9 protein-coding genes are annotated in these 12,946 nt (G+C 63.2%); 3 read left to right on the top strand and 6 right to left on the bottom strand.

The window, feature by feature from the left end:
- The first annotated feature begins 78 nt into the window (after nucleotides 1–78).
- Nucleotides 79–1,458, top strand: a complete 1,380-nt coding sequence (locus tag MNR02_RS00270) for an MFS transporter (protein WP_241947663.1) — start codon at nucleotides 79–81, stop codon at nucleotides 1,456–1,458.
- Nucleotides 1,459–1,515: 57 nt separating this feature from the next.
- Here MNR02_RS00270 and purH read toward each other — a convergent pair whose 3' ends face one another.
- From purH to htpX, 4 genes are all read right to left on the bottom strand, one after another.
- On the bottom strand, nucleotides 1,516–3,126 hold the full coding sequence (purH, locus tag MNR02_RS00265) for a bifunctional phosphoribosylaminoimidazolecarboxamide formyltransferase/IMP cyclohydrolase (protein ID WP_241947662.1): 1,611 nt from the start codon (nucleotides 3,124–3,126) through the stop codon (nucleotides 1,516–1,518).
- 97 nt (nucleotides 3,127–3,223) lie between these two features.
- On the bottom strand, nucleotides 3,224–4,906 hold the full coding sequence (locus tag MNR02_RS00260) for a heparinase II/III family protein (protein ID WP_241947661.1): 1,683 nt from the start codon (nucleotides 4,904–4,906) through the stop codon (nucleotides 3,224–3,226).
- A gap of 103 nt (nucleotides 4,907–5,009) precedes the next feature.
- On the bottom strand, nucleotides 5,010–6,422 hold the full coding sequence (locus tag MNR02_RS00255; RefSeq protein WP_371746758.1) for an RsmB/NOP family class I SAM-dependent RNA methyltransferase: 1,413 nt from the start codon (nucleotides 6,420–6,422) through the stop codon (nucleotides 5,010–5,012).
- Nucleotides 6,413–7,378, bottom strand: a complete 966-nt coding sequence (htpX, locus tag MNR02_RS00250) for a zinc metalloprotease HtpX (RefSeq protein ID WP_241947660.1) — start codon at nucleotides 7,376–7,378, stop codon at nucleotides 6,413–6,415. The genes MNR02_RS00255 and htpX overlap by 10 nt, the downstream gene beginning before the upstream one ends.
- A 158-nt stretch (nucleotides 7,379–7,536) precedes the next feature.
- On the opposite strand from htpX, the gene MNR02_RS00245 reads away from it, so the two are divergent.
- Complete coding sequence (locus MNR02_RS00245) at nucleotides 7,537–7,734, top strand: DUF1674 domain-containing protein (protein WP_241600868.1); 198 nt, start codon at nucleotides 7,537–7,539, stop codon at nucleotides 7,732–7,734.
- Nucleotides 7,735–7,934: 200 nt separating this feature from the next.
- Here MNR02_RS00245 and acs read toward each other — a convergent pair whose 3' ends face one another.
- A complete protein-coding gene (acs, locus tag MNR02_RS00240; RefSeq protein ID WP_241947659.1) occupies nucleotides 7,935–9,890 on the bottom strand; it encodes an acetate--CoA ligase in 1,956 nt (651 codons plus the stop codon).
- 231 nt (nucleotides 9,891–10,121) lie between these two features.
- On the opposite strand from acs, the gene MNR02_RS00235 reads away from it, so the two are divergent.
- Nucleotides 10,122–10,823 carry a DUF1013 domain-containing protein gene (locus MNR02_RS00235; protein ID WP_241600866.1) on the top strand — a complete coding sequence of 234 codons (702 nt, stop codon included), beginning with the start codon at nucleotides 10,122–10,124 and terminating at the stop codon, nucleotides 10,821–10,823.
- Nucleotides 10,824–10,931: 108 nt separating this feature from the next.
- Here MNR02_RS00235 and MNR02_RS00230 read toward each other — a convergent pair whose 3' ends face one another.
- Complete coding sequence (locus MNR02_RS00230) at nucleotides 10,932–12,830, bottom strand: propionyl-CoA synthetase (protein ID WP_241947658.1); 1,899 nt, start codon at nucleotides 12,828–12,830, stop codon at nucleotides 10,932–10,934.
- Nucleotides 12,831–12,946: the final 116 nt, after the last annotated feature.

Genomic DNA, 12,946 nt, shown 5'->3' with positions numbered 1-12,946 from the left:
GCCGGCTGGCGGACGAGGCTCCGTTAGCCGGCTTGAGGACGGGCGCATCATCGCCCCGGCATAGGAGGGGCGATGAGCATGGACACGAAAGCCGCGGCGCCACGCGCAAGCCGTCTGGGCATTACGGGCTGGATGCTGTTCGATTGGGCGGCGCAGCCGTTCTTCACGGTCATCACCACTTTCATCTTCGGTCCCTATCTCGTCGCGCGCCTGACGGACGATCCGGTCGCGGGACAGGCGGCCTGGAGCTACACACTGACCATTGCGGGCATTGTGATCGCCCTGCTGGCGCCCGTCATGGGCTCGATCGCGGATGCGTCCCGTGCACGAAAACCCTGGATCGCCGCCTTTGCAGTGGTGAAGATCCTGGCGCTCATGGGGCTCTGGTATGCCACGCCGGGCAGCAGTCTGGTCTTCGCCATGGCGATGATCGTGCTTGCCACCGTCGCGGCGGAATTTTCCATCGTCTTCAACGATTCGATGATGCCGCGGCTGGTGAGCCCGGCCGATACCGGACGCATCTCCAACATTGCCTGGGGCCTCGGCTATCTCGGCGGCATGATCGTGCTGATCGCCGTCGTGGCGCTTCTTGCCGCCAACCCGCAGACCGGCAAGACCGCCATCGGCATCAGCCCGCTTTTCGGGCTTGATCCGGCAACGGGCGAGGATGCCCGCATCACCGGGCCGATCTCTGCGATCTGGTATCTTGTCTTCATCCTGCCGATGTTCTTCTTCACCCCCGACCAGAGCAAGGGCCTGCCCATCGCACAGGCCGTTCGCGCAGGCTTCGCGGATCTTTCCGCAGCCTTGCGCGATCTTCACGGCAAGCCGGGCATCATGCGTTTTCTCATCGCGCGCATGGTCTACCAGGACGGCGTCAACGGTCTCATCGCGCTCGGCGGCACCTTCGCGGCCGGCATGTTCGCCTGGCAGACCTTCGAGCTCGGCATCTACGGTATCATCCTCAATGTCGTGGCCATCGGCGGCTGCCTTTATGCCAGCCGGCTGGATAAGCGCCTCGGCTCGAAGGCGGTCGTCGTCGGAAGCCTCGTCTGCCTGACCATCGCCACTATCGGCATCGTCTCGACGGGACCGGGCTTCACCCTCTTCGGCCTCATCCTGTTGCCGGGGGAGGATACCGGGGCCCTGTTCGGCACTGCCGCTGAAAAGGCCTACATTCTCTATGGCCTGCTGATCGGCCTTGCGTTCGGTCCCGTGCAGGCCTCCGCGCGCTCCTACCTTGCCCAGAGCATCCACCCGGACGAGGCAGGCCGCTATTTCGGGCTCTATGCACTTTCGGGCCGCGCCACATCCTTCCTGGCGCCGCTCTCCGTGGCCCTCGTCACCACGGCGACGGGCTCGGCGCGCCTGGGCATGATGGCGCTGATCGTCTTCCTGGTTGTCGGTTTCCTGCTTTTGCTGCGGACACCTTATCCCGCTGCCAAAGTCACCCGCTGAAACGCAAAACGCCCCGCAAGCGGAGCGTTTCTATAAGCGCAAGAATCCGGGTAAGGATCAGTGGCGGAAGTGTCGCATGCCGGTGAACACCATGGCGACGCCCGCCTCGTCGGCCGCGGCGATGACTTCGGCATCGCGCATCGAGCCACCGGGCTGGATAACCGCCGTGGCACCGGCAGCAATCGCGGAGAGCAAGCCGTCTGCGAAGGGCAGGAACGCTTCCGACGCAACGGCCGAACCGCGCGTCAGCGGCTCTGCAAGGCCCATGGCGTTGGCGGCTTCCTCGGCCTTCAGGCCGGCGATGCGGGCGGAATCGACGCGGCTCATCTGGCCGGCGCCGATACCCGCCGTCTGGCCATCCTTGGCATAGACCACGGCATTCGACTTGACGTGCTTGGCGACCTTGAAGGCGAACTTCATGTCGATCAGTTCCTGCTCGGTCGGCGCGCGCTTGGTGACGACCTTCAGTTCCAGATCCTCGACCACGCCGTTGTCGCGGCTTTGCACCAAAAGGCCGCCCGATACGGTCTTGGCGGAGAGGCCAGGCGCGCGCGGATCGGGCAGGCCGCCCGTCACGAGAAGACGCAGATTGGGCTTGCCGGCGATCACCGCACGGGCCTTTTCATCGGCATCCGGCGCGATGATAACCTCGGTGAACAGCTTGACGATCTCTTCCGCCGTCTCACCGTCCAGCGTCGAGTTGAGCGCGATGATGCCGCCGAAGGCGGAGACCGGGTCGCAGGCCAGCGCCCTGGCATAGGCGTCCTTCAGCGTTTTGCCGGTGGCAACGCCGCAGGGGTTGGCGTGCTTGATGATCGCACAGGCCGGACCGTTTTCCGGCAGGAACTCGGCGACCAGCTCGAAGGCGGCATCCGTGTCGTTGATGTTGTTGTAGGAGAGCTGTTTTCCCTGCAGGAGCGTTGCGGTGGCAACGCCGGGGCGGTTTTCGCCGGTCACATAGAAGCCCGCCTTCTGGTGCGGGTTCTCGCCGTAGCGCATCTCTTCCTTCAGCGCGCCGCCGATCACGCGGTGGCGCGGCATGGCGATGTCGAGGGCCTCGGCAAACCAGTTGGAGATCGCGGCATCATAAGCGGCGGTGCGTGCATAGGCCTTCGCCGCCATGCGCTGGCGGAAGGCATAGGACGTCGTGCCGTCAGCCAGTTCAGCGATCAGCGCCTCGTAGTCGGCGGGATCAGTGACGATGGTGACATAGGCATGGTTCTTGGCCGAGGCGCGGATCATCGCCGGGCCCCCGATATCGATGTTCTCGACGGTCGTCGGATAGTCGCCGCCCTTGGCGCGGACATCCTCGAACGGATAGAGATTGATAACAGCAAGGTCGATGGCGCCGATGCCGTGCGCCTTCATGGCCTCGACATGCTCGGCATCGTCACGGATCGCCAGCAGCCCGCCATGCACGGAAGGATGCAGCGTCTTCACGCGACCATCCATGATTTCCGGGAAGCCCGTCACTTCGGACACGTCGGTAACGGCAAGTCCGGCATCGCTGAGCGCCTTGTGGGTGCCGCCGGTCGACAGCAGCCGCACGCCCTTTTCGGCAAGCGCCCTGGCAAGCTCGACCACACCGGTCTTGTCGGAAACGGACAGGAGCGCGGTGCGCACGGCAACACGGTCGGGGGCGGGGATCTTCTTGGAAACAACGGCCATTGGGCGCTCCGTTCTGACGGCCCGGGAGGAGGGGCCGGATGGTCATGCGCCCCGTTAACACAGGCGCCGCCCGGAGAAAACCTCGAATGAGAAAAGCTCAGCGCCGGCGCACCAGAGACCACTGGACTTCCGACGTGTCGGCAAGCGGCATGGTCAGCGTCAGCTGGCGCGACGCGCGCACGCCGGAGGGATCGGCGAAGAACACATCCTCCTCCTCCTCGATGCCGATATCGAGGCAGGTCAGGGCCCAGGCCTCGCCATCGGGCGCGACCAGCCGCACCTCATTGTCGGAAGCCGGATAGAGCTGAATGCTCGGATGGATATGGAAGCGCACGACGGCCGTGCCCTTGTCGATTGCGGCGCCGGGCGTGCCCGGCTTGAAGAAACGCTCGCGGCCGCGAATTTCCGTGCCCGAGGCGGAAACGAAGATATCGCGCTCGTAGATCAGGCCGAAGCGCTGGAGATAACCGTCATGGCTTGCCGTGATGCCATCCGCGCCGGACTCCCGCTCGGCCCTTGCCACATTCACCTTGCTGACGCCGCCAATGATGATCGGCCCCAGGAAACGCGAGGTGGAAATGCGCGACGAAGAGGTGTCGTTGACGGTGGCGACAGAATGCGCAGCCGTCATGCGTGCCATCTGCCGCATCGCATCGCCGGCAAAACGCGGCCGGCCGGAATTGACGATGAAGCGGTTCTTGCCCGACGACATCTCGATGGAAAGGGTGCCGGCCGAATGCGTCGCGGAGAGATCGATGGATTTCGGCATGCCGGTATCCATCAGCACCACCGTCTCTTTCACAGCGAGCCGGTCGTAATTGATCGAGGGCAGGGCCTTGAAAGGTGCGCCGCCGGTCTCGTCGTAACGCAGCACGGACATCAGTTCGTTGGCCAGCGTATAGGTCGCCCCGTTGAACAGGGCGAGCTCGCCGCCCTGATGGCGGAAGAAGCGCAGGGCGGGATAGATGCGGTCGATGCTCGGGATGAGCTGTAAGGGCATGTCGTGGCCGAGATTGACATAGGTCTGGCGCAGCGGCAGCAGGTCGAGCAGCAGGTCGAGTGCGGCCCGCGGATTGCGCGAGCAATGGCCGCCATCAGGCAGGATCTGTCTGTCCAGCTCCGCATCGAGATGGCGCGCGGCGCTGCGCATCTTGGACACGGTCGCGGGCATGGCGATCGAGGCCATGGCCAGCGCGATGCGCACACGAAGCCTTGGTTCGCCGTCCCGCGTCGTATCGGCGACGTGGCGCAGATAGCGCACCTGGAAGGCAAGGCTTTTGAGGAACCGCCTATAGAACGGATAGTCTGCGTCCTTCAGGACAACAGGGGAATGGGACAGCCAGGCGATGATGCGTTGCGCCGCGACATCCGGGCGCCAGGCAAGCCCGCCGATGACACGGCCATGGCTTTGCAGCCAGTCGTCGACAATGAAGCGGGCCGTATGCGCGGCCTTGTCGGGATCGACGAGCCGCAGGTGGCGCAGCCAGCCGAAGGAATGCAGTCGAACGGCAAATTCCTCGGAGGGAAGCTCCAGCGCGAAAGGTGATTCGCCCTCACAATCCAGCACGCGACCGGCTAGCGGGAAGCGACCGGCGGTAATCTCTTCGCCGGCGAAGGAATCGGCGGGGTGCAGGTCCGTCGGCGCCACAATGAGGCGATCAGGCGCACCGCCGGAAAAGCGCACGGCGCTGATCTTACCCAGGGCAAGCCTTCGCGAGAAGCGGCGCCAACCCTCACGCAGATACAGATAGAGAAGCCGTTGGCGGTCGGAAAGCTGCATGGTTAACAAATGCCTCCAAGCCTATAGGTAGGCCGAGGAGATGAGCGGCGTCAATTCATCACCTGCTGATGGACTGTTGATGACAGTGGGAATGCGGAAGGGATCAACCGCTTCTGCGCAGCCGGACCGCATAAAACCCGTCGACGCCACCGGCATGGCCGGCTGTTGCGGGCAGCATGGCGGGCGTGGTGCGGAATTCGCCGCGCGGCGAAACCGCTTCCTCAAGGCCCGGCCAGTCCGTCGGATCGACGGGAATGAGCCGCCAGTCCGGGTTGTCGGCCAGAACCCGGTCGACCATGTCCTCACCCTCGGTGGGATCGAGCGAGCAGTTGGAGAACACCAGATCGCCGCCCGGCTTCACCAGCGTCAGCGCATGGCGCAGCAGGCGCTCCTGCAGGCGCGCGAGCTTTTCGATATCCTCCGGCCCCTTCGTCCAGAGCACGTCGGGATGCTTGCGGATCGTGCCCGTGGAGGAGCAGGGCGCGTCGAGCAGAACGGCATCGAACAGCGTCTCGGGGCGGAAATCCGCCATATTGGCTTCGAGCGTCGTCGCCGAAAGACCGAGCCTTTCCAGATTGCTTTCAAGCCGCCGGAGCCGATTGCCCGACTGGTCGAGCGCCGTCACCAAGCCGCCAGCCAGCACAAGCTGCGCGGTCTTGCCGCCGGGCGCGGCGCACAGGTCCGCGACATGCTTGCCCGCGAGATTACCGAAAAGTCTGGCCGGCAGGCTGGCTGCGGCGTCCTGCACCCACCATTCACCCGCCTCGAAACCCTCAAGCGCCGGAATGGTGCCGGAGGATGCGGGCAGGCGGACGGAGCCGGTCGGCAGGACGAGCCCGCCCAGCTTGGCGGCCCAACCCTCGGAATCGGATTTGACGGTGAGGTCGATGGCGGAGGGTTCCAGCACGGCCTCCGCGATGTGCGCCGCATGCGCCTTGCCGTAGACTGTAATCAGCCGCTCGTAGAACCACGCCGGAATGGCCGGCAGCGCCTGCGTGGCCGAAAGATGCGTGGCCTTCTCGCGCGACAGGCGGCGCAGCACGGCGTTGGTGAGACTGGCGAAACGACGGTTGCGCGGATCGAGCTGCGCCTGCTCGACCGCAAGGTCGACGGCCGAATGATCGGGCACGTCGAGATAGAGGATCTGCGCGGCGGCCACGGTCAGCACATGGTGCAATGCACGGGCACCCTCCGGCAACGGCGTGCCGACGAGCGTGTCGAGAATCGCTTCGATGCGGGGGAGGTGGCGCAGCGCCGTATTAAGAATGGCGCGAACCAGCGCGCGGTCGGCATCGTTCAGCTGGCGGTAGGCCGGATTGCCGTTTTCGAGATCCAGCATCCCGTCGAGCGGCGTCCTGCGGTCGACCACCGCGGCAAGGATCTTGGCCGCCGCCTGCCGGGCACGCAGGCCCGGCTTTTCGACGTGATCGGCAGCCGGCGCGGGCTTCGGCGGGCGAGCGCCACGATGCCGGTTGGAATGCGGTTTGTTTCTGCGATTTTCGTCGTTCAAGACCAGGGACCTTTGGGTGGTTCGGAACCACCGCGTCCCCAGCCGGTGGTCGGGACGGAACGCGATTTGCGCGAGGCATTATCAGTCCGAACCGGTTCCGTCGAGCGTGCCTGCATGCCGCGAGCCATTTCCTGCAGCGCGGCGATGCGGTTTTCCGTGTTCGGATGCGTTGAAAACAGGTTGTCCATGCGCTCGCCCGACAGCGGATTGATGATGAACATATGCGCCGTCGCCGGGTTATGCTCGGCCGCATCGTTCGGAATACGCCCGGCGGCCATGGCGATCTTCTTCAGCGCCGAGGCGAGCCACAGCGGGTTGCCGCAGATTTCCGCGCCGCGTTTGTCGGCGGAATATTCGCGCGTGCGGCTGATTGCCATCTGCACCAGCATGGCGGCAAAGGGCGCGACGATCATGGCGATGAGAATACCGATGAAGCCGAGCGGATTGTTGTTCTCGCGGTTGCCGCTGCCGCCGAAGAACATCGCGAAATTGGCGAGCATGGAAATCGCACCGGCAATCGTCGCCGTCAGCGTCATGGTCAGCGTATCCCGGTTCTGGATATGCGCGAGTTCGTGCGCCATCACGCCAGCCACCTCTTCGTAACTCAACGCCTGAAGAAGGCCCGTCGATGCGGCAACGGCAGCGTTCTGCGGGTTGCGGCCGGTCGCAAAGGCGTTTGGCTGATCGCTGTTGATGACGAAGACGCGGGGCATGGGCAGGCCGGCCCGTTTGGCGAGATCGCGTACGATGCCGTAATATTCCGGCGCCGATCGTTCATCCACCTCCTTGGCGCCATACATGGAAAGCACCATCTTGTCGGAATTCCAATAGGAGAAGAAGTTCATGGCAATCGCGACGAGCAGCGCGATCATCATGCCGCCCTTACCGCCTATGAGCAGACCCACGCCCATGAAAAGCGCCGTCATGAAGGCGAGCAGCATGGCTGTGCGAAGGATGTTCATGCGTTTTCGGCTCCCGTAAAAATCTTGTGCCTGCCTGCGAGTTCCCGGTGTCAAGGGAATGTTTCACGTGAATCAACGCTTTCCACAGCGCGCTCACGCTCCTATATGATGGTGAACCAACTGCACGTCTTCAATATCCAAGAAGGATGCCGGTTTTCATGGAAAGCGACAACGACAATCATTCTGACGGCCGCAAGGTGCTTTCGCCGGCGGCGCAGCGCGCCCTGAAGGAAGCAGAGGAACGGCGCAAGGCGGCCGCTCCGGTCGAGCGGGCCCCGGAGATCGGCGGTCGTGGCGGCGAAGACCCCGCCCGCTTCGGTGATTGGGAAATCAAGGGCCGCGCTATCGATTTTTAAGCGGGTGGAATCCGGCTCAGGAATTCACCCCGCCTTTGTGCGTGCTTCCCGCCATCAGTCCTTTTTCATCCTCAGGTTTGAGGCGAACATCGCGGCCAAAGCCAAAGGATGAAGATAGGCGCTGCATAAGTCGAGCACGATCCCAAACGAAAACGGCGGCCATTTGGCCGCCGTTTCGCTTTATATAATTCGGTCGTCTCTTAGCCGCCGGCCTTGTTCTGGCGATTGGCGATCAGATCATCGACGACGGCGGGATCGGCGAGCGTCGAGGTGTCGCCCAGCGAACCGAAATCGTCCTCGGCGATCTTGCGCAGGATGCGGCGCATGATCTTGCCAGAACGGGTCTTCGGCAGGCCGGGCGCGAACTGGATTTTATCAGGCGTCGCGATAGGGCCGATCTCCTTGCGGACATGCTTGACCAGGTCCTGACGCAGCGCATCGTTGCCTTCCTCGCCGGCCATAAGCGACACGTAGCAATAAATGCCCTGGCCCTTGAGACTGTGCGGGTAGCCGACGACGGCGGCTTCCGACACCAGATGGTGCGATACGAGCGCTGATTCGATTTCCGCCGTGCCGAGGCGGTGACCGGAAATGTTGAGCACGTCATCGACGCGGCCGGTGATCCAGTAGTAGCCGTCCTCGTCGCGGCGGCAGCCGTCGCCGGTGAAATACTTGCCCTTATAGGTGGAGAAGTAGGTTTCGACGAAGCGCTTGTGATCGCCATAGACCGAGCGCATCTGGCCGGGCCAGCTGTCGGTGATGCAAAGGTTTCCGTCGGCGACGCCCTCCAGAACACGGCCCTCATTGTCGACCAGTTCCGGCTTGACGCCGAAGAAGGGCCGGGTCGCCGAGCCGGGCTTCAGCTCCGTCGCGCCGGGCAGGGGGGTGATAAGGATGCCGCCGGTCTCCGTCTGCCACCAGGTATCGACGATCGGCGAGCGTCCTTCACCGACCACATTGTAATACCATTCCCAAGCCTCGGGATTGATCGGCTCGCCGACCGAGCCGAGCAGGCGCAGCGACGAACGCGATGAACGCTTCACGAAATCGTCGCCTGCGCCCATGAGGGCGCGGATGGCCGTCGGAGCGGTATAGAAGATGTTGACCTTGTGCTTGTCGACCACTTCCCAGAAGCGGCCGGCATCCGGGAAGTTCGGCACGCCTTCGAACATCACGGTCGTCGCTCGGTTGGCGAGCGGCCCATAGACAATATAGGAATGGCCGGTGACCCAGCCCACATCGGCCGTGCACCAGTAGATATCGCCGTCCTGGTAATCGAAGACATATTTGTGCGTCATCGAGGCATAGACGAGGTAGCCGCCGGTGGTGTGCAACACGCCCTTCGGCTTGCCGGTCGAACCCGACGTATACAGGATGAACAGCGGATCTTCCGCCTTCATCTTGGCCGGCGGACAATCGCGCGGCACGGTCAGAACTTCCTTGTGGTACCAGATGTCGCGGCCGGGCGCCCAGCCGGTCTTGCCGCCGGTGCGGCGCACGACGAGAACCTTGTTGACGATGACATGGTTCTTCGCGGCAATATCGATGGCGGTGTCGGTGTTTTCCTTGAGCGGAATCGGCTTGCCGCCGCGCACGCCCTCGTCGCAGGTCACGACTAAGGTCGATTCGCAGTCGACGATGCGGCCGGCCAGGGCGTCCGGCGAGAAGCCGCCGAAGACCACCGAATGAATGGCACCGATGCGCGCGCAGGCCAGCATCGCATAGGCCGCTTCCGGAATCATCGGCATGTAGATGGTGACGCGATCGCCCTTCTTCACGCCATGCTTCTTCATCACGTTCGCCATGCGGCAGACGTGCTCGTGAAGCTCGTTATAGGTGATCTTCTTGTCGATATACGGATTGTCGCCTTCCCAGATGATGGCGATGTCGTCGCCATGCGCCTTCAGGTGGCGGTCGATACAGTTGTAGGAGACGTTGGTGATGCCGTCCTCGAACCACTTGATCGAGACCTTGCCGGTAAACGAGGTGTTCTTGACCTTCGTATAGGGCTTGAACCAGTCGATCCGCATGCCGTGCTTGTCCCAGAAACGCTCCGGGTTCTCGATGCTTTCGCGATACCATTTCTGGTAGGTGTCATTATCGATCAGCGTGCGGCTTTTCGCGGATTTCAGGACCGGATAGGTCTTTGCGGACATGGATTCCTCCTCACTGCGCATGCGCGGGACACCGCTTTTCCTCCGGCCCCGGCAATTCCGGCAACATACATATCAGGTCAAATCCTTCCGGCAATTAGACAAAAGGTCATTTGTGCTTGAAGAATTGCATTTCTGAGACAGTGAGGTTATAGAGGGCCGAATTCCCGGAACATTGTGGTTTACGACCCACGGCCCGCGACCCCGGCGCGGACGGACAGAAGGACTATATGCATGGCTCAGCAGCTCCTCATGCCAAAAGCAACCGCGGTCTGGTTGGTCGACAACACGGCGCTGTCTTTCGAACAGATCGCGACATTCTGCAAACTGCACCCGCTCGAAGTGAAGGCCATCGCCGACGGCGAATCGGCCCAGGGCATCAAGGGTCTCGACCCGATCGCGACCGGCCAGCTCTCGCGCGACGAAATCGCCCGCGCAGAGGCCAATCCCGCCCACAAGCTGAAACTTTCCGACCCGAAGGTGCGCGTTCCCGAATCCAAGCGCAAAGGCCCGCGTTACACGCCGGTTTCCAAGCGTCAGGATCGTCCCAACGCCATCCTCTGGCTGGTTCGCAACCATCCGGAATTGAAGGACGCCCAGATCTCGCGTCTCGTCGGCACCACCAAGTCGACGATCGAGCAGATCCGCGACCGCACTCACTGGAACTCGGCCAACCTGGCGCCGATGGATCCGGTCACGCTGGGCCTTTGCTCGCAGATCGATCTCGACCTTGAAGTCGAGCGCGCCTCCAAGGGCCGGCCGCTGCCGACCGCTGCCGAACTCGGCGCCACCCTCGAATCGGCTCAGGAAACGGAAAAGCTTCCCTACAGCACTGATCGCGAGGACGAGCAGGAAATCAACGCCGATGCCGTCTTTGCCAAGCTCAAATCGCTGAAGTCGTCTACGCCGGACGAGGACGAAGACGACAAGTTCTGAGCATTCCGTCATGTCGGAGTGATAGAACCGGTCGCCACAAGCGGCCGGTTTTTTTGTCTCTGGATGCGGCGCTTGAAGACCGCCTCCGGCCTCCAGCCGGGTTATGTCTCAGCAGATCCTGCGCCCCGACAAAGCCTCGGCGATTTCGTCCAGGATGGCCGGATCATCGATGGTCGCGGGCATCTTCCAGTCCTGCCCGTCTGCGATCTTCTGCATGGTGCCGCGCAGGATCTTGCCCGAACGGGTTTTGGGCAGCCGCTTCACGCAGATCGCCGTCTTGAAGGCGGCAACCGGGCCGATCTGTTCACGCACCATGGCAACGACCTCCTGCTCCACATCCGATGATTCACGTGAAACACCGCTCTTCAAAACAAGGAAGCCGGCGGGGATCTGTCCCTTCACGGCGTCGGCCACGCCGATGACCGCACACTCGGCAACGTCGCGATGGCTGGCGCAGATCTCCTCCATCGCCCCCGTGGAAAGGCGATGGCCGGCGACATTGATGATGTCGTCGGTGCGCGACATGATGAAGACGTAGCCGTCCTCATCGACATAGCCGGCATCCGCCGTCTTGTAGTAACCGGGAAATTCCGAAAGGCAGGCATCGCGAAACCGCGTATCCGCATTCCAGAAGGTCGGGAGACAGCCGGGGGGCAGGGGCAGTTTGATGGCGATATTGCCAAGCGTGCCTGCCGCCACCTCGTGGCCGGCGTCGTCGAGGACATGCAGCTCGTAGCCCGGCATCGGCACGGTGGGCGAGCCATGTTTCACGGGCAACCGGTCGAGCCCGAGCGGATTTCCGACGATGGCCCAACCCGTTTCCGTCTGCCACCAGTGATCGATGACGGGCACGCCAAGCACGGTCTCGGCCCAACGCACCGTATCGGGATCGGCCCGCTCGCCCGCCAGAAACAGCGCCCGCAGGCTGGAGAGGTCGTACCGTTTGACGAGAACGCCGTCGGGGTCTTCCTTGCGGATGGCGCGAAAGGCGGTGGGCGCGGTGAACAGCACCGAGACCTTGTACTCTTCGACCACGCGCCAGAAGGCGCCGGCATCCGGCGTACCGACCGGCTTTCCCTCGTAGAGCACCGTCGTGCTGCCGTTCAGCAGTGGCGCATAGACGATATAGGAATGGCCGACGACCCAGCCGATATCCGAAGCCGCCCAATAGACCTCGCCAGGTTCGACGCCGTAAAGCGCCCGCATCGTCCAGGCGAGCGCCACCATGTGGCCGCCATTGTCGCGGATGACGCCCTTCGGCTGGCCAGTCGTGCCCGACGTGTAGAGAATATAGAGCGGATCGGTCGCGGCTAGATCCGCGCAAGGCACCGTCCGACCGCTTGCCGCCGCCAGCGCCGAACCAAGATCGACATCGCGCGCGGGATCGAGGTCAGCAATAAGTTCCGGCCGTTGCAGGACAAGGCATCGCGCGGGCTTGTGCTTGGCCAGCCTGACGGCAGTATCCAGCAGCGGTTTGTACGCCACCACCCGGTTCGGCTCGATGCCGCAGCTTGCGGAGACGACCACCTTGGCCGACGAATCGTCGATGCGCGTTGCAAGCTCGCTCGCCGCAAAGCCGCCGAAGACCACCGAATGGATGGCGCCGATCCGCGCGCAGGCCAGCATGGCGAACACCGCCTCCGGGATCATCGGCATGTAGAGAATGACGCGATCGCCCTTTTCCACGCCGTGATCGACAAGAACGGCCGCCATTGCGCTGACATTCGAAAGCAGGTCGTTATAGCTGTAGATCACCTTTCGGCCGGTCACCGGGCTGTCATAGATCAGCGCCGCCTGGTCGCCGCGGCCAGCCGCGACATGGCGATCCACGCAATTGTGGCAGGTATTGCCGCTCGCATCGGGAAACCAGCGGCCATAGACACCCTGCCGGTCGTCGAAAATCTCATCCGGTGGTGTGAACCAGTCTATCGCCTGCGCGGCGTCGGCCCAGTGGCGCTTGTGATCGTCCTTCCACGCACGATAGATCTCGGCATAGGTCTTTTGCATCGACTCCTCCACATGCCCGGCCATGGCCGGGTCCTCCGACAGGAAGAATAGGGGAGGGCGGCACCGCCGCAAAGCCAGACCAAAGCCTGAGATGGATGGCCGGACCTTGCGGTTTG

Origin of the sequence: Shinella sp. H4-D48, from assembly GCF_022637395.1 — a bacterium.
Lineage (GTDB): Bacteria > Pseudomonadota > Alphaproteobacteria > Rhizobiales > Rhizobiaceae > Shinella > Shinella sedimenti.
This window is presented reverse-complemented; position numbering and strand designations above follow the sequence as displayed.